The organism is Rhodobacter ferrooxidans (genome assembly GCF_000176015.1).
GTDB classification, from domain to species: Bacteria; Pseudomonadota; Alphaproteobacteria; order Rhodobacterales; family Rhodobacteraceae; genus Pseudorhodobacter_B; species Pseudorhodobacter_B ferrooxidans.
Genome location: NZ_ACYY01000022.1, coordinates 1 through 18,071 on the forward strand (window position 1 = coordinate 1; position 18,071 = coordinate 18,071).

18 protein-coding genes and 2 pseudogenes are annotated in these 18,071 nt (G+C 59.7%); 14 read left to right on the forward strand and 6 right to left on the reverse strand.

From position 1 onward, the window contains the following. The 3 genes and pseudogenes from RSW2DRAFT_RS13795 to RSW2DRAFT_RS17515 all read right to left on the reverse strand — a co-directional run. Positions 1 to 381, reverse strand: a pseudogene (locus tag RSW2DRAFT_RS13795) (Hint domain-containing protein); the annotation flags it as partial. Positions 382 to 565: 184 nt separating this feature from the next. Then, the gene (locus tag RSW2DRAFT_RS13800; RefSeq protein ID WP_008031967.1) at positions 566 to 1,477 is read right to left on the reverse strand and encodes a lipid A-modifier LpxR family protein; all 912 of its coding nucleotides are present in this window, start codon (positions 1,475 to 1,477) and stop codon (positions 566 to 568) included. A 200-nt stretch (positions 1,478 to 1,677) separates the two neighbouring features. Then, positions 1,678 to 1,872, reverse strand: a pseudogene (locus RSW2DRAFT_RS17515) (integrase core domain-containing protein); the annotation flags it as partial. A gap of 844 nt (positions 1,873 to 2,716) precedes the next feature. Between RSW2DRAFT_RS17515 and RSW2DRAFT_RS13810 the strand changes: the two are divergent. The 4 genes from RSW2DRAFT_RS13810 (at position 2,717) to RSW2DRAFT_RS13830 (ending at position 7,518) form a co-directional block, all read left to right on the forward strand. Further along, the gene (locus RSW2DRAFT_RS13810; RefSeq protein ID WP_008031969.1) at positions 2,717 to 2,980 is read left to right on the forward strand and encodes a hypothetical protein; all 264 of its coding nucleotides are present in this window, start codon (positions 2,717 to 2,719) and stop codon (positions 2,978 to 2,980) included. A 205-nt stretch (positions 2,981 to 3,185) separates the two neighbouring features. Next, positions 3,186 to 3,506, forward strand: coding sequence for an H-NS histone family protein (locus RSW2DRAFT_RS13815; protein WP_008031971.1), 321 nt, complete (start codon positions 3,186 to 3,188; stop codon positions 3,504 to 3,506). Between the two features lie 445 nt (positions 3,507 to 3,951). Then, positions 3,952 to 6,642: a sensor domain-containing protein gene (locus RSW2DRAFT_RS13820; RefSeq protein ID WP_156790728.1), complete on the forward strand. Its 2,691-nt coding sequence runs from the start codon at positions 3,952 to 3,954 to the stop codon at positions 6,640 to 6,642. Between the two features lie 687 nt (positions 6,643 to 7,329). Continuing rightward, positions 7,330 to 7,518 carry a hypothetical protein gene (locus tag RSW2DRAFT_RS13830; RefSeq protein WP_008031975.1) on the forward strand — a complete coding sequence of 63 codons (189 nt, stop codon included), beginning with the start codon at positions 7,330 to 7,332 and terminating at the stop codon, positions 7,516 to 7,518. Positions 7,519 to 7,787: 269 nt separating this feature from the next. Here the strand turns inward: RSW2DRAFT_RS13830 and RSW2DRAFT_RS13835 are convergent, their stop codons facing one another. Further along, positions 7,788 to 7,982, reverse strand: a complete 195-nt coding sequence (locus RSW2DRAFT_RS13835; RefSeq protein ID WP_008031977.1) for a hypothetical protein — start codon at positions 7,980 to 7,982, stop codon at positions 7,788 to 7,790. A 596-nt stretch (positions 7,983 to 8,578) separates the two neighbouring features. On the opposite strand from RSW2DRAFT_RS13835, the gene RSW2DRAFT_RS18025 reads away from it, so the two are divergent. The 4 genes from RSW2DRAFT_RS18025 to RSW2DRAFT_RS13855 all read left to right on the forward strand — a co-directional run bounded on the left by RSW2DRAFT_RS18025 (position 8,579) and on the right by RSW2DRAFT_RS13855 (position 10,866). Next, positions 8,579 to 8,815, forward strand: coding sequence for a hypothetical protein (locus tag RSW2DRAFT_RS18025; RefSeq protein ID WP_008031980.1), 237 nt, complete (start codon positions 8,579 to 8,581; stop codon positions 8,813 to 8,815). A gap of 27 nt (positions 8,816 to 8,842) precedes the next feature. Further along, positions 8,843 to 9,052: a hypothetical protein gene (locus tag RSW2DRAFT_RS13845; protein WP_008031982.1), complete on the forward strand. Its 210-nt coding sequence runs from the start codon at positions 8,843 to 8,845 to the stop codon at positions 9,050 to 9,052. A gap of 369 nt (positions 9,053 to 9,421) precedes the next feature. Next, complete coding sequence (locus RSW2DRAFT_RS13850) at positions 9,422 to 9,844, forward strand: beta-N-acetylhexosaminidase family protein (RefSeq protein WP_008031983.1); 423 nt, start codon at positions 9,422 to 9,424, stop codon at positions 9,842 to 9,844. A gap of 422 nt (positions 9,845 to 10,266) precedes the next feature. Continuing rightward, positions 10,267 to 10,866, forward strand: a complete 600-nt coding sequence (locus RSW2DRAFT_RS13855; protein WP_008031985.1) for a hypothetical protein — start codon at positions 10,267 to 10,269, stop codon at positions 10,864 to 10,866. A 25-nt stretch (positions 10,867 to 10,891) separates the two neighbouring features. Here RSW2DRAFT_RS13855 and RSW2DRAFT_RS13860 read toward each other — a convergent pair whose 3' ends face one another. Further along, a complete protein-coding gene (locus RSW2DRAFT_RS13860) occupies positions 10,892 to 12,175 on the reverse strand; it encodes a tyrosine-type recombinase/integrase (protein ID WP_008031988.1) in 1,284 nt (427 codons plus the stop codon). A 585-nt stretch (positions 12,176 to 12,760) separates the two neighbouring features. Here RSW2DRAFT_RS13860 and RSW2DRAFT_RS13865 point away from each other — a divergent pair. From RSW2DRAFT_RS13865 to RSW2DRAFT_RS13890, 6 genes are all read left to right on the forward strand, one after another. Then, positions 12,761 to 13,018: a helix-turn-helix transcriptional regulator gene (locus tag RSW2DRAFT_RS13865; protein ID WP_008031990.1), complete on the forward strand. Its 258-nt coding sequence runs from the start codon at positions 12,761 to 12,763 to the stop codon at positions 13,016 to 13,018. Beyond that, positions 13,018 to 13,257 (forward strand): hypothetical protein, encoded by a 240-nt coding sequence (locus RSW2DRAFT_RS13870; RefSeq protein ID WP_008031991.1) that lies wholly within the window; start codon positions 13,018 to 13,020, stop codon positions 13,255 to 13,257. Before RSW2DRAFT_RS13865 ends, RSW2DRAFT_RS13870 begins: the two co-directional genes overlap by 1 nt. Further along, complete coding sequence (locus tag RSW2DRAFT_RS13875) at positions 13,254 to 13,646, forward strand: hypothetical protein (RefSeq protein ID WP_008031993.1); 393 nt, start codon at positions 13,254 to 13,256, stop codon at positions 13,644 to 13,646. Before RSW2DRAFT_RS13870 ends, RSW2DRAFT_RS13875 begins: the two co-directional genes overlap by 4 nt. Next, entirely contained in the window at positions 13,643 to 14,593 is a 951-nt protein-coding gene (locus tag RSW2DRAFT_RS13880; RefSeq protein WP_008031995.1) for a helix-turn-helix domain-containing protein, read from the forward strand. Before RSW2DRAFT_RS13875 ends, RSW2DRAFT_RS13880 begins: the two co-directional genes overlap by 4 nt. Further along, positions 14,590 to 15,246 carry a hypothetical protein gene (locus tag RSW2DRAFT_RS13885; RefSeq protein ID WP_008031997.1) on the forward strand — a complete coding sequence of 219 codons (657 nt, stop codon included), beginning with the start codon at positions 14,590 to 14,592 and terminating at the stop codon, positions 15,244 to 15,246. Before RSW2DRAFT_RS13880 ends, RSW2DRAFT_RS13885 begins: the two co-directional genes overlap by 4 nt. Positions 15,247 to 15,552: 306 nt before the next feature. Then, complete coding sequence (locus RSW2DRAFT_RS13890; RefSeq protein WP_040672267.1) at positions 15,553 to 16,065, forward strand: hypothetical protein; 513 nt, start codon at positions 15,553 to 15,555, stop codon at positions 16,063 to 16,065. A gap of 56 nt (positions 16,066 to 16,121) precedes the next feature. Here RSW2DRAFT_RS13890 and RSW2DRAFT_RS13895 read toward each other — a convergent pair whose 3' ends face one another. Then, entirely contained in the window at positions 16,122 to 17,438 is a 1,317-nt protein-coding gene (locus RSW2DRAFT_RS13895) for a phospholipase D-like domain-containing protein (protein ID WP_008031999.1), read from the reverse strand. Positions 17,439 to 18,071 lie beyond the last annotated feature (633 nt).

The following is an 18,071-nucleotide window of genomic DNA, read 5'->3' on the forward strand; positions in this document are numbered from 1 at the left end:
GGCACCGCGCGGCCCACGGTCGATCGAGGCGCGCACCACCCACAGGTCGATATCCGCCGGCGGCACGGAATCCACGAACATCGCCAGCCGCGCGCCGGTGTCGCGCACGTCGATCAGCGTCACCTGATAGCTTTGGTGCCCGTCGGTGACGATGAAACCCTGCTCGGGCATGCCGTCATCATCCGTGTCGGGGCTGCCTTCGGGCGCGTCTTTGCCCTGGCCCACGGCCATGCCGACCAGCCGACGCACCATGCGCGCCGCCCGCCTGCGAAGATCCGCTGCCCCCTCGGCCCCTTCCAGAATCAGCGGGCCCTGCAACCCGTCCACCTTCAGCGCCTCGCCGATCCAACGCCAGGTGGCACCGGTGTTCAGCACGTCCATAGGTGCAGCCCGCAGGCCGTCTGTTTCTGTCTGTGACCAAGATATGACAAACGTGCCGCGAGAGCCCGTTTTCATGCCTGTTTGCCTGCTCGTTTATTCTTTTTGTATTCGGACGGTTATCCGCCTCATCAGAAACGTTAACAGGCGAAGGCTTGATTGGCTATGGCAGATGGGCAACAGTCGGTCAGAATCGAAGACGCAACTTCAGCGAGCCGAGAACCTGATCGTCGGGCTGGCCGACAAATTCATGGCCCAGCCAGGTCACGCCATAGAACACTTCTGATTTCTCGCCCTGCCAGTTCGCCCCCATCCGCAACCGGCTGCGGCTGTCGGCCAGTTCGGCAGCCCCGCCGTCGGGCAGGTAAATACTGTCGAATACCTGCGCCACATCGCCGCCCAGCGTCAGGCTGAACCCCTTGCCATCGCTGCCGCCGATGCCCTCGACCCGCTGGCCGGTCACGCTGTCGCGCACCAACAGCCCGCCCCGGCCAAGACCGCCGATCACCACATCGCCGCCGACCCGCAGCAGCGTTTCCACCCCGATCTGTGCCGCCGCAAAGGGCCGAACCGTCACGCTGTCGCCCAGCGCGAAGCTGCGGCCGATCTCGGCCTGCGCTGCGGGGTGAAAGCCGTTCGGGATCTGGTTGCCCAGCACTTGCGGCGCATCAAGATCCAACATGTTGTGGACAGTGCGCTGAAAGCCACCAATGCCGGTCTGCGGCCCGGTCAACACCAGTTCGCCGCCCAGACTGACCTCGGCGGCGCCCCAGGCAAAATGCGTGAACAGCCCCAGGCCCAGCGCGCCGACATAGCGCCGGTCGCCCGGCGGCGGCGCCACCAGATCGGTGGGCGAGATGATTTCGCTGCGCAGCCGGTATTCCAGCAAGTCACCGGGCGTGCCCGGCAGGCTGCCGGTCCAGCCAGAACCGCGAAGTTTGCTGATACTGTAGGAACCCGAGCGCCAGCGGTCGTGGCCATCCCCCAACGCGTCGTTGGTAAACAGGCGCACAGTGCCAAGCGTTGTGCGCTCTTGTGCCGCCACCGGCGCAACCATGCAAGTGCCAGCCAGAAGCGCGGCGAGGAGAATTTTGAACATGTGCAATCCCGAACAAAAGGCCCCCCAGCCTTTGATAATCTTAACGCAGGGCCGCAGCGGTCTGCCAGTAAAATCACGCAATCCAGGTTAATTTTCCACAAGCCCCTTCACCAGCCCACTGATTTCACTTGGTTCATTCAGTCGTCGCGCAAGCCCCCTCAGGTAACTCCCCCATTTTTGACGGGGCGCATTCTTAGAGCTTACGCGGCCATTTTCCGTTCTTGGGCGGCGGGAATGTCGCCGGTGCCCATGTTCGGGCGGTCGTTGTTGTACGTCCAAAGCCATTGTGTGGAGTGATATTGGGCCTCCTCGATGCTTTCGATGATGTATTGGTCGAGCCATTCAAGCCTGACGATGCGGTTAAAGCGTTCGATGTGGGCGTTCTGCTGGGGTTGGTGAAGGGGTCGCGCCGCGCTGTCGAATGGTCCGCCAGTTCGTTCGACAAGCCAACCATCAGCACATTCCGGGCAACCGGGGTGCGCTTTCCCACAACTGCACTTGGCTTGCGGCGCACCCGTTTCCCGCTGCGGAAGTGCTGCGCCGAATTCGGAACAGGCAGGCAGGAAATTGCCGCAATGCTCGGAATGCTCGCAGCGGTACCAAGTCCGGCCGTCTTGGCCCTGCACGCTCAGCAGGCGGCCACCGCACTTGCCAGGTTCATTGACTTCCTGGTCGGGGCCGGGCGGCTGAACAATCCCACAGGCGGGATCCTTCACAAGTTCGGTGTCAAAGGCCGACGGGCGGGTATTCGATGCGAGGATGGCGGGAAGGCGCAGGGTGGCGCAAAGGTCGCCCTCCTTGCGCCACCCACTGTTTCATTGAGAATTCAGCGCTGCACGGGCCGATCCTTGGCGCGCGTCAGCCTGCCCGTCAGTCTCTCCAGTGACCGACCTGGCGCCCGCCAGCTGGAAATCGGTGCTGTAAGCCACGCCAGGCCTGCAAATTTCCAAGCAAATCAACGGGTGGCAGGGCTGCCGTGCCGGATGCCCCCCTCTTTGCCCGCCAATGCCGGCTGACCTGCCCCCCGGAAGTTCCCTCAGTCTGATGTAGAGTCTGCCCAACCTGACGGAGCAGACGAGATGAGGAAAAGCCGTTTCACCGAAGCGCAGATTACCGCCCCTCCTACGCAAGCAAGCCCCGCCATCGCGGGGCCTGCTTGATGCGGGTCCGTATCATTTGGCGAATTCGCCCTCGCTGAAGGCGATGTCGGTGAACGTCTTTCAACATCGGAGAGAACCCATGACATTCAACGCCGGATGCTGGAGGCCGCCAGCCGTCGTCCTCGTGATGCTGATGCTCTGGCTCAGCGGATGCGCGACGGGCGGTTTTGATCCCGGCACTGGGGTCTGTCCGCCGGTGGTGGAGTATAGCCGGTCAGAGCAGGCGCGGGCGGCGGATGACGTTGGGGCACTGCCGGAGGACGCCGTGATCGGCGAATGGCTGGCGGATTATGCCGTGCTGCGGGATCAGGCGCGGGTGTGTTCCCGGCTGCAGGCACCGTGAATATCTTGCATTTGCTGGTGATGGCGCTGCCAGAACGATTGCAAATCTCGTGGCAATTCTGGCAGAGTCTGGGAATGCCATTCAACGCGGCGGCAGTTGGTCGGAAGATTCCATTGCCGCCGCATCGCCGATTTGACAGCCGGGCATTGCAAGTCCGCAATGTGGCGATTATTTCCCGGCAGAACTTTTTGGATAAGGGGCCCAAATGGCTGACTTCAACATCAACGCACTGTCGCTCAAGGACCTGAAGCAATTGCAGAAGGATGTCGCGAAAGCGATTTCCGGTTTCGAGGACCGGAAGAAAGCCGAAGCCCGCGTGGCGCTCGAAGCCCGCGCAAGGGAATTGGGCTTCAGCCTTTCCGATCTCGCAGGTGTCGAGGTCAAGGCCACGCGCAATCCCGCCGCCGCGAAATACCAGCACCCGGAAAACCCTAGCGTCACCTGGTCCGGGCGTGGGCGGCGGCCGCTCTGGTTCGTCGAGGCGATCGAAGCCGGACGCAAGGCCGAGGATCTGGTGGTCGGCTGACGGGACGGGCGAGGTCATGCCTCTGCGTCACTAGCCTCGGAATGTGGACGCAACAAGCTCGCCGAAGCCGATTACTGGTGAATCCGGTCATGGTTTCCGGCCCTGCATCGGTGTTCAAACAAGGCCTGTGATTGGCACCTGCGTCCTCGTTTCCGGATGTGGCGCCGCGAAAGAAAGAAGCAAACGGCAACCTGCACTTGGCAAAGATGGCGTGCCCTCGACAGGGGCAGGTCAAAGCTGTCCAGCACCACCCGAGAATTTGTCCCGCTGACCCCACCGGACTAACTGTCCTTTTGGCGGTGCGATCAATGCGTCACACCAGCTACCGGAGTAGGTCTGGTTTCAAGTTTGCTGCACTCATGAATTGAGCATCCGTGTTACCGACCTGCCAGCGCAGCGGCGAGTGAGGGTTTCGGTGGGAAAGAAGTACCGATCGGCAGTTTCGATGCCCTTAGTCGTCGCGGGCGCCTATGCCGCCATAAGCACGATCTATATCTTTGCCAGTGATCGATTCCTGGTCCTGGTTGCGGATTCGTATGCCCACTATGAGCTGCTCCAGACCTACAAGGGCTGGGCGTTCGTGGCAATTACCTCATTGTTTCTGTGGATTATCTTGAGCTACGCTTGGGGACGGATCAACCAGACACTGAGGGAAACCCTTCAACTCCAACGGCGGTTTCGTCTTGCACTCGATGCCGCGGGCGGTGGAGTTTGGGAGGAACGATCCACACACGGCGGTGGCGAGAGCGTCCATCTGTCGGGTCGGCTCGCTGAGCAAATTGGTTTGAATTCGGAAATGGATTTTCGACACGCCGAGCTCAGGAAGCTCGTGCATCCGGAGGATCTGCCAACCTTTGACGCCCGGGTAAAATCCACAGATGAACCTATCGAGGTCGTACAGGACACCACGTGCCGCATTCTGGCAAATGACGGCGAATATCGATGGGTCCGGATTGTCTCGGAGGTCATTGCCGATCACCCGGATGAACCAGGCCAAGTGGTCGGCGTTGCCTTGGACGTGACCGAACAGAAAGACATCGCCCAGCAACTCCAGGAGATCATTCTGGGTGGCGAGTTGGGGACATGGCGTTTCGACCTTCCGGCGCAAGTAATCCACATCAACGAACGCTGGGCAGAAATGCTCGGCTATACGAAGGAAGAACTTGATCCGGTTTCCGTTGAACAGTGGCGCGCATTTTTGCATCCGGATGATCTGCAGCGCATGGAATCTGCCCATGAAGCCCAATTCTCAGTAGGAGATTACCTCTTTTCCAATGAATTGCGGATGCGCCATCGTCTCGGTCACTGGGTCTGGGTCCTGTCGCGGGGGCGAGTGACTCGCTTCTCGGCTTCCGGCGAACCGGTGATCATGTCTGGCGTTCACGGAGACATATCCGCTCGAAAATCGTTGGAAAAAGATTTGCAGAACGAACGGGATTTTCTTCTGCGACTGACTGAGACCAGCATTTCCGGAATCCTTGCCCTTGATGGTGACGGTGTGGTTCTGTTCGTGAACAAAGAGGCCGAAGCCATTCTCGGCCTGACAACAGACCAGATGATCGGGCGCACTCATGATGACCCATCATGGAAGATCACGGCGCCGGATGGTTCTCCACTCGGCGAGCATGACTTTCCGTTTGTTCGGGCGGTCGAGCAGGGGATAGCTTTCCGGGATATTCGCCTGAGGATTGTCAGGCCAGACGGCAGGAACCGCATCATTTCGGTAAACGTTGCGCCGATTCTGGACACCAATAGTCCCATACGCGTCGTTTGTTCGGTGACCGACATAACGGCACAGGCCGAATTCCAGCACTCTCTGGCCCGCGCGGCGGAAGCAGCACAATACGCAGCCCTGCACGATCAGATGACTGGCCTGCCAAACCGCGAACTCTTCCGTGAATACCTTGAAGCCGCCATTCGTCTGGCCAACAGCAACACGATCGAGTTGATGCTCGTTTTCATGGACATCGACAACTTCAAGCAGATCAATGACACCTATGGCCATTTCAATGGCGACAAGCTTTTGCTGGAACTGTCGCACCGCATCGCCTCACACCAGAACACGTCCGACACCATGGCCAGAATCGGAGGTGATGAGTTCACTTTCCTGCATCAATTGCAGTCCGGTGAAAGCGCTGCTGAGGTTCTCGACCCACTGGTTCAGGAGCTGGAACGGCCTTTCCTCATCGATGGTGGTCAGGTCTACCTGACGGTGAGTTTTGGTGTGAGCATCTTCCGAAGAGACGCCAACGATGCGGACGAGATGCTGCGCAATGCCGACCTCGCGATGTATCAGGCAAAAGGCAACGGCAGAAACCAGCACGTCGTGTTCTCATCGTCGCTGCGGGCGCAGATGTCTCAGCAAGCAAAGGTCACGCAGGCGTTGCAACGGGCGCTTCGCGACAAGACTTTCTCTCTCGTCCTGCAGCCGAAGTTCAGCCTCAACGAGCCAGCAAGGGTGTCTGGCGCGGAGGCGCTCTTGCGCTGCAATGACCCCCTGCTTCAGTCGATCGGCCCAGGCGAGTTCATCCCGGTTGCGGAACAGGCAGGCCTTGTCCGAAGCATCGACCTCTGCGTCGTGGATATGTTGGGGGGGATCAAAGCGGCCTGGAAGCAGCAAGGCATCGACCTTCGTGTGTCGATCAATCTGTCGTCGGAAAGCCTCAGGTGGAGTGGATTTGGGGATGCGCTGGTCAGGCGTTTCCATGAAAACCGGATCGGCCCCGACGACGTTCTGATTGAACTGACGGAAAGTGCGCTCATGGACATGAGCCCGACAAGCAAGGCCAATATGGGATCGATCTTAGCCGAAGGGTTCGACATCTCGGCGGATGATTTTGGCACAGGATACTCCTCCCTCAGTTACTTGCACCTCATCCAGCTGCGAGAACTGAAGATCGACCGCAGCTTCATTGCCAGATTGGGTGCGGGCGTTGGTGCCTCGGACTCGATTGTGCGCGCGATATTGGCAATGGCGCGTGCGTTGGGGCTGCGCACCGTGGCCGAGGGCGTTGAGACCGAGGCTCAACGGGAATGGCTGCAGGACCAGGGCTGCGATGAAGTTCAGGGATTTCTGTTTGGTGCAGGCATGAGCGTTGACGCGTTTACCGCCAACTTCATGATGACGAAGCACTGACTGAATTCCTGATCGGGTCTAAGCCTCCTGGCAAAGGCTGCTGAACTGCAGGCCGACCCCCGGTGGTACAACAACTGATCCCGAGGCAAGCGGTCCTCCCAATCGGGCTAATGCGAAAGACGGAGAACGCGTTTTCCTCGGGTCTTATTCTGGCAGCAATCCGCCGAACATTGCATTGCGACCACGACGTCAAGAAAATCCTGAATTAGAGTTTTCCAATGTTCGCGAGGGCATCAGTGAAAAGTGGGGCAGAACAATGGATTTGATCGAACACGCCAGGAAGCTCCGACATGCAGCTGCGGTTGCCGAGTGCGAAAAACACCCGGATACTGCGAAAGCACTGATCGAACTTGCGGATGCCCTCCAGTCGGTCGCTGGTCGGCATACGACAAAGGATCAGACTGAAACACGGCCCGACCAGGACGCCTCTTGATCCGCCACTCAATTGTCATCCTGGTCCAGTTCGCCGCGGCAAAGATCGCGCAGGTTTTGGCTCAGAAAACGAACAGGGCGACCTCTGGTCAAGCTGAGGCCAATGAACAGACCCACCCAGCTCGAACCCGGCTGGTTTCTTGGCCACAGGTCAATACATCTTTGGGTTGATGTCTTGCGGAGGGGATTCATCATCGGTTTACGTTAGCGGGTTACCACCAGAGTGGTTGGGGGCCTGACCGGGAAGAACTGACCATGGAAACGGATACCTGGATCGACGCAGTGCTGTATGACATGACGCGGTACGTTGCCCTGAACGCCGGACACATCGATGCTATCACGGGTGATGAACTGTCGGGCTCTGCAAAGCGGGCGGACCAGAACTTTGCCGCCATCAGCGCAGGGCCGCAACCTCTGGAATTTCCCGTTGACCTTGCACGGTAGACTGAAGCTGAAAGAAATGCGGCAGTTTGGGCGTGCGCGTCAGAAGCGTTTGCACAGCGGGTTGGCGCCACGGATGCCGACGTGCAAACCTGTCGGGCATTTAGTTCCTTGCTGACAACGTGGGCGTCTGCGACCTTGTTCTGTCGCGCGACGATGCGATCAGACGCCACTGAACGGCCCAATCCGGAGACGACACCAGCACTCACGTCCCATATTTCCGCCACAGAGACATGGCAACGATTGGCGACACGCAGCGGCTGGTGTTCCATCTACTCCCTACGCAATGCCTCAGTCACAAGGCGCGCCAGGCGAGCCTGCGGTGGGCTGGCAGATGCAATGGATTGGTCCAGGATGACGTTGAGTTCAGCGCGTCGCGCAGGCGTCGTGGCCATCGCACGGGCGATGTCCAGCACCAGCACTGCGGCCGAATTACGCGCCTCGATCATCTGGAGCTCGAGCACCATCAGTTGATCCTGGTGAGACATGCACATGCCCTTCTACTGAGCTGCGGAAAACTGGTTATCCAAGGAGCAAGGCAGGAAAGCTTCATCGACCAAACCTGATGGATGCATGGCCCCCTCGCAATTACCTTTGATAGCTTGCGCACCGAACGCACGATTTTCCAGTTGGTGCGGTGGAGAATCCTCTTCGGTGCATCACACAATATATGCGACGACTTGCCACAAGTCCTGCTACCTGAAGTGGGCGCGCCGTCCGTTAACCGGCTGTTAAGGGAATCAGCGCACAAGGTAACCTATTGGCAAGAGGTTACCCGTGCACACGAATAATGACATCCACAGGACTTTGATCGCGGCGATGGTCGCCGAACATGACGGTCGGTTTGATACGGCACACGCGCTGATTGAAGTCGCGGCATCCCTGCATGTGCGTACCTTTGACGGAACATCCAGCTATTTTGGCGATCGCGTTGCGACAAATTGCGCTTTGAACACAAAACGATCAGTCACAAATCGACAGTTAAGAATGGATTAACCTTGCTCCGGTAGGTCATTTCACACAGGTCGCCCTGTGCGGGCTGGCATTCCGGGAGTAGGACGTCGTGAAAGATGACTGGCTAGTTGAATTGCTGACCGAGCTTGAAGCCCATGCATCCAAAAACGGTCATTCCCACCTCTACCCGATCCTGGAAAAGGCATTCGAAGCCGCCGCCCGCGAGCTGAAAACGACAAAGCCCATCCCCGGTCGTATCCTGCCGTTCTGTCGTTCCGAGCCAAAGACCGCTGATCAATCGGACAGGCAGCCGACTGGCGACCTGGTGGCATTCCAGCAGCGTTAGAAACTCAAGAGAATACGGGGACTCCCTATGGCAGCACATGACTGGCTTGGCGACATGCTGCAAGAAATGGCGAAGTATTCCAAGCTGAACGGCCTGGATCGGATTGCGGTGGCGATCGAAGCCGCGCGGAGCATCGCGGCCGAAGACCTCACCGACAATGCATCCCGGAATGTTATTGCCTTCCCGTTTCCCCCGCGTTGCGGTCCTGCCGGTGGGCGCCAAGCGCCTAACTCCTGAATTTCAGACTACCTTTGCTTGGAAGCGTTAGGCTCCCATGCGGTTCGGTTGGCCGACCTTGGCAGCAGAATTTTCCGTGGACCTGGTCAGTTCGGAACGTTGGACACGGCCAGCTTGTCTGGCGAAATCCGTTTCAACCCTGACCGGACAAACTCTGACCGGTCTTCGCCCGAAAAGTCACAAGGCTTACAATTCGCGGGCATGAGCAGGAAATGCTGTTTCGCGAAGCGCCAATCTCGGGAAACATCGATTCGACATAGGCTCAGGATCGTGTGGCCCAGGGCTAGATCGGCGTCGGAGGAGTTCTGGAGTGTGGCTAGGCTTCAAGACTAACTCCGCTCGATAGTATCGGGAGAGGTTGTCCGCGAAATGAGCTACAGTTTGACAATCCTCCCAGAAAAGCGCTTGGCCTTGTTTCAGTTCGTCGGGGAAATGAACGTCGCGAATTGCCGCCAGTCCTTCGTTGAGTATGTCAAGCACGAGCTGTTCCGATCCGAATATGTCATGCTGGTGGACACCCGCGGGGTCACAGTCGCCCAAGCAACGTTCTCCGAGATTTTCGCTGCTGTGCAGAGCGTAAGCTCCCTGCTTCGGAAATTCGACACCGAAGCCCTCAGCGTCGTCCTTGTTCGAGACGACGTACAGTTTGGTTTGGCCAGGGTGCTCGAGCAGGTCCTGGATTTTTCAAGCAGGATAAGGATGCGGGTCGTTTACACAGAGGCCGAAGCACTTTCATGCGCGTCACGCCCAGAGGCAACGCTGTCGCAGTGGATGGCGACAGAAGTGGTTTGACGGATCGGCATCAACTCAATCCACTGGGTCCGTAAGGTCTGCGCCACCGGTTCCGCTATGGCCGCAGAAGGCTCGGGGTCGCTCGGCACATCCCATTGCCATCGTGTCCACTTTCGATCGTGTACACCATCCGACACTCTCGGCCTGCGGCGGAGCGGCCAGCCGGACTGCTGCGACCAACCGGATCTTGGGATCAGAACTCGATCATGGCGCTCTGCTGCCACAGGGGCTTTCGGCGTTGGGGAGAGCAGTCCTCAACCAAAAGCAAAACAGGTCTATCGGAAAAAGCAGTTTCAGCGGCTGAAGGCGCGACAGCGCCTCTTATGTCGTTGTGTCCGGTCACTTACCCCGCACCGTCGAGGCGCGGACTGCAGGCGGTTTGAGCACACATCATCCTCGGTTCATTAGAGGATGTTTCAGTGATGGCTTTGCCCGCCCGCGTTTATCTGACCCTTCACGAAACCTCAGCGCGATGGGGGTGCAACATCGCAGATGTCGCGGGGTGGGCCGATGCAGGCAGGTTCCGCATCCTGACGGGCATTACCGCGGTCCGTTGTGGCGACGAGGTCATCGCAGGCAAGGTTACCTTGTCGCCGATGGAGTTGATGCCGCTTTTCCGGCGTTGCGGAACGGGGCCTTCCGAAGGGATCATGCGGCGCATTCAGCCTGCCGGGCGTCAGGATTGGTTGCTGATCACCGATCCAGTGTGCGGCATAACGGTGGCGGTGGCTGATATGGTGATCATGGCCGAAGAGGTTCACGCCTTCGAGGACGAGAACGACATGATCCGACGTGTGGCGGCCGGGCCCGGAGTTTCAACTTCCTATGATTGGGAAGGGATGAACATCGCGCTGATCGTGCGCATTTTCGATCACGGTCTGCCCGACACCCAAGCCGACCTGGTTGCCGAGATGCAGGAGTGGTTCGCGGACCGGTCGGACGGCAAGAAGATGCCCGATAGTCGCAGCATCCGGCGGCGGATCACGCCGATATGGAGAGCGTTGCAACGCGGGGACGCTTGATGATCTCGGTCCGTGCCTGTCCGGATCACGCGGTCTTTCGGCCACCTTGATCATCGGCATCGTGAACCAACCGGGGCTTTGGCCGGAAGGCGCTGGCGACCGCGTCCACCCCGGCGCGCAGGGGCGAGTCCATCAGGTGGGCATAGCGCAGGGTCGTCTGCATCTGACTGTGGCCCAGCAGCTTGCCGATCATTTCCAGTGAAGCGCCACCGCTGACAAGCAGGGATGCAAAGGTGTGGCGCAGGTCGTGGATGTGGACTTCCTGCAGCCCACACTCCTGCTGGATCTGCGCCCAGAACCGCCGCACCTCCTGCACCGGCTGGCCGGGCGTGTCGCTGGGGAACAGCCACGGCGTGCCGCGCGGCACCACCAATTGGCGCTGGCGCACGATGCTGGCGGTTTCGTCCGAGATCGGCACACGATGCACCCGGCGTTGTTTGGTCATGGCGGGCGGCTTTGACCAGCTCATGTGTTCAAGGTTGAACTGTTCGAACCGGGCCTGCCGCACCTCGCCCAGACGAGCGCCGGTCAGCATGCACATGCGGATAATGTCGGCAGCGCGGCGGTCCTCGGCAGCATCGAGGGCTGCGGCGAGGCTGTTGATTTCATCCTTCGAAAGGAACCGCTCCCGCGCTGTCTCAATCCGACGATGGAAGCGCTGGGCAGGGTTGTCCTCGCACCACCCCCACTCGACCGCCAAGGTGAACATCTTGCGCAACACCTCCCCGATGCGGTTGGCGCGCACTGGCGTTGGCTTTGAGGGCTGCAGTTTCTTGGCGCGGTTATTGGGCTTTTCCTTGTGCGGCCGGGGCCGACCCTCGGCAATCTTGTTCAAGAGCTTATCGACGTCGGTCGAGGTGATTTCCGTCACCAGTTTCCGGCCCCAGACCGGGGCCACCATCTTGGCCAGCGCAGACTTCTGATCAGACGCGTTGCGCTCGGCCAGCTTCGGCAGGTGCTGGGCGCAGTAGCGTTCGATCAGATCGTCCACACGCGGCGCTTCGCGCAGCGCCCCGCGCTGGGCCAGAGGGTCAGCACCGGCATCGATCTCGCGGCGGATTTCCTTGGCTCGCTCGCGCGCCGCCGACACCGACCACTCCGGCCAGCGCCCGAAGGTCATGCGGCGCTGCCGCCCGGCATGGCGATAATCGAGGGTGAAGGCCCGCCCGCCGCCACGATAAATGCAGGCGGCAAACCCGCGCACATCGGTGTCGAAAATCTGATAGTCGCGCCCGACAACGGGCACGGCCTCGCGGAGCACTTTTTCTGTGAGTTTAGAACGAACTGGCAGCTTGATGCGTTCGGGCATGCGTTGGATCCTTCTTGCATCCGACATGAGGCGTGGTTCCGCCGCACTATCAAGGCAAGCATGGCAGCTCGGGTGGCGGGAAGGCGCAGGGTGGCGGAAAGGACGCTCTCCTTACGCCACCCCTTGTTTTGTTGAGAATTCAGCGTTGGCGGGGCCGATCATCGGCGCGCCCGACCCTACCCCTCGGCCTCTCCGGTGCCCGACATGCCGTCCGCTAGGCTGGAATCGCCGATGTAAGGCATGCCGCACCTGTAAATTCCCCAAGCAAATCAATGGGTGGCAGGGGTGCCGTGCCGGATGCCACCCCCTCTTTGCCCGCCAATGCTGGTCAATCACCTGTAAATCCGGGTGTTCGCAGGTGTTTGCAGCTTTGGCGTCCATTTGGCTTGTCGGCCACGGTTGCCCGCCCGGCCGCCCTCTACGCCGCCCGACGCGCAAAACCCAATAAAACAAGGGGTGGCGCGAGGGGGCGTTCCTTTGCGCCACCCTGCGCCTTCCCGCCACCCCTTCGGCCCTGCGCTCACTGCTCTCTGCAAACGCCCCCCGACGCACAGCGTCGAAGGGGCCTGGAACAGGGAGACCCCAATGCCACGCCTTGGATCGATGCCAGACCCGAAGGACAAACCCCGAACGCTGCTGGTCGGCTGGATCAGCCGTCTTGATCTCGCCGTGGAACTCGGCCTGTCGATTGACACGTTGCGCCGGTGGGAGGCCCAGCGCACCGGTCCTCCTTCCGTCCGCGCCGGGCGGAAGGTCTACTACCGTCGCGCCGCCGTCGAGGAATGGCTGGAGGAGCAAGAGCAGGCCGCCCCGCGTCGCCGTCGTGTCGGAGGGCGCCGGTGATGTATCTGCACCCCCGCAAATCCGACTGGCCCGCTGACCGTGTTGCCGAGGCCCGCGCCGTCATCGCCGATGTCGCCCATCATAGCGACCACCTGATCCGCCTGGCCTGCAATGTCCTGGCAACCCATGGGGACACCGCTGCCGAGCGCAAGGACGCCCGCGTGCTGCTGATTGTGATCGACGCACGGCGTCCGGTGCGGCGCGCCCAGCGCGAAGACAACGGGAGGGCCGCACGATGACGCGTCGTGGCACACCCGAAGCCGATCTTCAGCGCGCCGTGGTGCAGGCGTTGCGCGTCGCCCTGCCCCGCACCGCCATCATCCACCACTGCGCCAACGAGGTCACCGAACCCGGCCCCCGCGGGGCAAAGCGTCAGGCAATCCTCGTTGGCATGGGCGTGCATGCCGGTTTTGCCGATCTGATGGTGATCTGCGACGGGCGCATCCTGTTTCTGGAACTGAAGTCCCCCAAGGGTCGATTGCGCCCCGACCAGGAAGCATTCCGCGATGGCGTGCTGGCACAGGGTTTCGGTTGGGCGCTGGTGCGCAGCCTGGACGACGCGCTGGGCGCTTTGGCCGATCATGGCTTCACCAGCTGTGTCCGCCCGGCGCGGAGGGCGGCACCATGAGTCATAAAGCCACCGTCTGGGCCATCCAGCAGCGCGGGCTGAAACCTGCCACCAAGATCGTGCTCTGGTTCCTTTGCGACCGGCACAACCCGGACTTCGGCTGCTTTCCGACGCAGGCGCGCCTCGCCGACGATGCGGAAATGTCGATCTCGGCGCTGAACGAACACCTCGCAAGGCTCGAGGAATCGCGCCTTATCCACCGGGTCCGAGTCCATGATCCCCGCACCCACAAGCGTCAGGCCACACGCTACATCCTGGGGTTCGAGGATGGATTTCCACCAGAGCCAACTCCGGAAACCGGAGACGGCTTTGAAGGAACCGACGGGGAACGAGGGGGCGATCCAACTCCGGAATCCGGACATGGAGCCATCTCCGGATTTTCGGTAAAGCCATCTCCGGATTTTGCCCAAAGCCATCTCCGGAATCCGGAGACTAACCTTGTAAGAGAACCCCTAAGTAAACCTGTAAAGGAGGAGGAGGGCGCGCAAGCCTGCGCGGCGATCTCTGATCAGTTTTTCGGGGAAGTGCTGGCAGCGCTGGGCCTCGACCCCGCCGCCCTGCCCGGCTGGTGGCAAGGCTGGCCGCCCCGGCTGCATGTCCAGCGCTGGCGCGACGAGCTGGGGCTGACGGAGGCGGAAATCGTCACGGTGGCTGAGGCGTCCCGCCAGGAGCATCCTGCACCGCCCGATGGGCCGAAGGCGCTGGACCGGGCGATGCAGCGCGCCGCCCAGCGCAAGGTCGAAGCAGCCGGGCAGAAACGGCGTAAACGCAAATCCGAACCGGCACCGGCGGCAAAGCCGATCACCGACTTGCCCGCATTCTACGCCAAGATCGTCAACGCGGACGGATACCTGCCGGTCAGCGCGATCAACAACACCATGCGCGATGCCATGCTGGGCCGGGGGCTGGTTACCGCCGAACGCCTGCGCGAACGGGGGGTGCGATGACCCTGCAAAGACCGATCCGTCACAGTGCGTCTTCAAAGCGCGCGCTGGGCGTGCAGGCGATCCTGGAATGGGCGTTCCGGGTGGAAAAGGCTCAACTCGAGCTGCCGGTTCGGCGGGATGTCGACGGGGGAGGCTTTGGCTTTGGCATGGAATACGTGCTGATCCAGCGTGCCCGCCTGGGGTGCAAGGTGGATGGTGGACAGCACAAGATGGGCAGTTACACCCATGCCGATGCCGAAGTCGTGGCCGCAACCCTTGCCGGAATGCCCGACAGATTGGGCGGCAAGCGCATGGCAATCTACGTCGCAGAGATCGCCCGTGGTGGAATGACACCGGACTGGCTGCCAGGCGCCGTGCCACGTTGCGTGCCGGTGGAAACCAAGCGCAATCAGCATGGCGAACGGTCCACGACGATCGTGGTGGGCGTCGAACGCGTACTGCATCGGGGACGCTGGCGCAGTGTCGAGGTCCTCGCTTGCCCGGTCACCTGGCGGCCGCACCCGGAGCAGATTGCATCGGCACGGCGTGGCTACGAGGATTGGTGGCAAGCGTTGGACTGGGTGCGGGACGGGCTGAAGGCGGGCGGGATGCTGAGGGAGGTAGATGTGACGGGAGCAATGCCGAAGGTACGGCCGTGGGGGGTTGGATTATAGCGTCGCACTGGTCGGTAAGGGCGGAGAGCGGTCTGTGAGGCTGCGGCATCGCATCCGCAGAAACAAGCGATAGCAGCCATTCGCGTCGCGCCCCGGGAGCGAAGCGATGCGCAGTTAGCTGGCGGTCACTGCGCCGCCGACCTGGCGGACAGTGACCGAAGCAGTTAACCCGAACCACGCGGAGTTAAGCGTGGACATGGTAGAAGCCCCATCTAAAGCGCCAGGATTATGGTGCTTGACGGAAAAGATTCCCACTACCAATAAGCTGAGAGAGCAGCGCAGTTTAGCTTTCAAAGGAGGTGTTTGATGGTTTCAGCTCAAGGCTTTATCGAGCAGTATCTTTTAGGTAGCTTCTGGCACACGACGTCTAGCGAACGCTTCGAGGGCATTATCAGATCAGGGCTTATTATGGTTGACCCGCCTCTGCCAGAAGCCGAGAGATATGGAGGTATGCCCTTTGTTCGCTCTCTTGGTGGTGTAAGCCTCTTCGATTTTCCATCTAGCTTTAATTTTGAGATTTACGAAGCCGATGTTCAACTAAACTCGATCGGAGAATTCATCCCCTTTAAAAGCTCTTGGGGGCGATCAATCTGGTTGCGAATTGACTCTGAAATGGTGCGGGAAGGCCTTAAGTCAGGAAGGGAGATTCGAGCCCTCTGGAAGAAAATGGACTCCTCAAGACGGTTCATGGCTGAGGTTGAAGGGGCCCACATTGGGGACATTCCGATAGCGGCCATTCAAGATGCCTTTGAAATCGGTGTGGGTGACTCCTGTTGGACCTGCCTCAATCAGTTGCTGTCTCGACGGGACGACCGCTGACGCAGAAGTGCGCAGCCGGAGTGACTGGAGGCGCAGGAAATAGCCACATGTTTACCCTATTCGCCAGCGACCAAGTGCTCCACGTCGAAACCCAACAAGCGGATACCACGAATTGACCGATTGTTGAACGGAGGGCGTTTCGGTTCGCCCCAGCCAAGCAACTCCATGACACACGCTTCGCCGAATCCATAGAGCTTATAGCTGCCGTATACGCAGTCATAGGCACGCTCAATCGCATCGCCGGTGCCTGACAGAAGATAGCGAACGGTTCGGACAACCGCGTCTAAGGTGTTCTTCGTCTGGAAGTCGATGCGTAGCCGTTCGAGGCCGGACAGGTCTGCCCCGATATTCTTGGAAACAAAGCGAAGACGTTCGAAAAAGGCGTGGCAGCCAGCAAGGTATCGGAATAGGTCGTTAAAACTCAAATGGGCTAACTCGTTTGGATCGCAAAGGTAGGTCCGGATGTTCGCGATGTTCTCGATCTCTGCAGATGCATGATACATATCTCCTTTCACGGTATTGTCTGTAGACTGCCAGATCTGCACATATTCCGCGATCCGCTTGGCTCGGTTTTTCGGGTCGCTAAGCAAAGATGTCTCTCGCCAGCCATCGCCGCTGCCTTGTGTCAGGCGCAGCCACCCGAGGAACCTTCCCATCTCAATCTGAGGGTCTTGCCCTGCATATTCTGGGCGTCCAAAGCCGTGCTGTTGGGCGACTTCAAGGATTTCATGGTGCGCAGGCACCAGAATTTCATCATATTTTCTGCGAAACTCTTGGATGAAAGTGCGCTCTTTCGATTTCTTTTCGCTGCCAACGACGATGCTCTTGGGTGCGGCAGGCTTTACGAATGTGTGGATGAACTTCTCGAAGGCGCTCTCATCTTGCGGCTTTCCTTTAGATTTAAACGCCTTTTCATATTCACGGAGCACTTCTTCGTTCAAAACGTCTGCGTCGTTCCACAACTCATCAAAGAGGCCACGCAGCGCGTTAAAGGCCTCATCGCGATCCTGTCTCAATAGGACTGACAATTCCCGATTTGCCTGAAGGCCGTCATGAGTGAGGTTGGCGGACCCGACGAGCGCTATATCGTCGATGATATAGAGCTTCGTGTGAAACTTGGAATCGGTAAAATAACGGACCTTGACCCGAGGATTCCCAAACGCCAACCGCAGTGCCTGTGGCGTTGTGATCGGGGAAAAGCGGATGATCAGCCGGACCTCCGCTCCTTTGTCGGTCAGAGCTTTGATTGGGTCGTTCGTCGTGAAAAACGGAGCAGCCAAATAGCTTGATCTGGGGTGCGGCCCTGCATTCATGAAGAAATTTATGGTGAAACCTGTTGCGCCCGTGTTTGCGTAGAGTTCTGAAAGAGCCATTGCAGAGTTAACCCCTATTAATTTAACGCTTAGTCGCTACACTACCGAACTGTCGTTGCGTGTGAAACGGCTTTCGAAAGCAACGTGCGACGACATCCCCGTTGATTGATCAGCGTGTTTGGCTGCCTCCGACCGCACGCTACATGACATGTGACTGTCGCCGTCCTTGGGCTGTAGGACGAGCAGCTCTGCGGCACTGGCGCCTAGCGAAGGGCAGCAAAGGGCTTGCTCGGCCCTGTCGCTGCGGTGAGCCCGAGTGGCTACTTCGGAGCGAAGCACTCAATGATGCGAGAGGCGGCAATGGGCCGAGAACGTCGACACAAGCCTGACCATCGCAGAGGGCGGTGAGCAGTCGTTCGCTGCAGTAGGACTGAGTGGCCGGTTCGATGCCTGCTGTCGCTTGACCGGTCAAGAGCAAAATATTGGAAAGCGGGTGCCTGAACTTATCAAGCCCGCTGTCGGCTATCGCCATCTAAAAAGCGAAGCGTGGCGCCAGTGCCGTTACGAGGCTGACGACGATTATCCCCAATAAGGCGCTAATGCACTTGTGAGCCCGCTGAAATCAAGGCTAGCATAAGAAAGGGTGCACTTGGATGCCTGAACTAGTTCCGATTTGGGCCGCCACAACGCGGT

Bases quoted from the DNA above. Each gene is read 5' to 3' on its own strand.
- RSW2DRAFT_RS13800 (WP_008031967.1), bottom strand. From the start codon at position 1,477: ATGTTCAAAATTCTCCTCGCCGCGCTTCTGGCTGGCACTTGCATGGTT.
- RSW2DRAFT_RS13810 (WP_008031969.1), top strand. From the start codon at position 2,717: ATGACATTCAACGCCGGATGCTGGAGGCCGCCAGCCGTCGTCCTCGTG.
- RSW2DRAFT_RS13815 (WP_008031971.1), top strand. From the start codon at position 3,186: ATGGCTGACTTCAACATCAACGCACTGTCGCTCAAGGACCTGAAGCAA.
- RSW2DRAFT_RS13820 (WP_156790728.1), top strand. From the start codon at position 3,952: ATGCCCTTAGTCGTCGCGGGCGCCTATGCCGCCATAAGCACGATCTAT.
- RSW2DRAFT_RS13830 (WP_008031975.1), top strand. From the start codon at position 7,330: ATGGAAACGGATACCTGGATCGACGCAGTGCTGTATGACATGACGCGG.
- RSW2DRAFT_RS13835 (WP_008031977.1), bottom strand. From the start codon at position 7,982: ATGGTGCTCGAGCTCCAGATGATCGAGGCGCGTAATTCGGCCGCAGTG.
- RSW2DRAFT_RS13845 (WP_008031982.1), top strand. From the start codon at position 8,843: ATGGCAGCACATGACTGGCTTGGCGACATGCTGCAAGAAATGGCGAAG.
- RSW2DRAFT_RS13850 (WP_008031983.1), top strand. From the start codon at position 9,422: ATGAGCTACAGTTTGACAATCCTCCCAGAAAAGCGCTTGGCCTTGTTT.
- RSW2DRAFT_RS13855 (WP_008031985.1), top strand. From the start codon at position 10,267: ATGGCTTTGCCCGCCCGCGTTTATCTGACCCTTCACGAAACCTCAGCG.
- RSW2DRAFT_RS13860 (WP_008031988.1), bottom strand. From the start codon at position 12,175: ATGCCCGAACGCATCAAGCTGCCAGTTCGTTCTAAACTCACAGAAAAA.
- RSW2DRAFT_RS13865 (WP_008031990.1), top strand. From the start codon at position 12,761: ATGCCACGCCTTGGATCGATGCCAGACCCGAAGGACAAACCCCGAACG.
- RSW2DRAFT_RS13870 (WP_008031991.1), top strand. From the start codon at position 13,018: ATGTATCTGCACCCCCGCAAATCCGACTGGCCCGCTGACCGTGTTGCC.
- RSW2DRAFT_RS13875 (WP_008031993.1), top strand. From the start codon at position 13,254: ATGACGCGTCGTGGCACACCCGAAGCCGATCTTCAGCGCGCCGTGGTG.
- RSW2DRAFT_RS13880 (WP_008031995.1), top strand. From the start codon at position 13,643: ATGAGTCATAAAGCCACCGTCTGGGCCATCCAGCAGCGCGGGCTGAAA.
- RSW2DRAFT_RS13885 (WP_008031997.1), top strand. From the start codon at position 14,590: ATGACCCTGCAAAGACCGATCCGTCACAGTGCGTCTTCAAAGCGCGCG.
- RSW2DRAFT_RS13890 (WP_040672267.1), top strand. From the start codon at position 15,553: ATGGTTTCAGCTCAAGGCTTTATCGAGCAGTATCTTTTAGGTAGCTTC.
- RSW2DRAFT_RS13895 (WP_008031999.1), bottom strand. From the start codon at position 17,438: ATGGCTCTTTCAGAACTCTACGCAAACACGGGCGCAACAGGTTTCACC.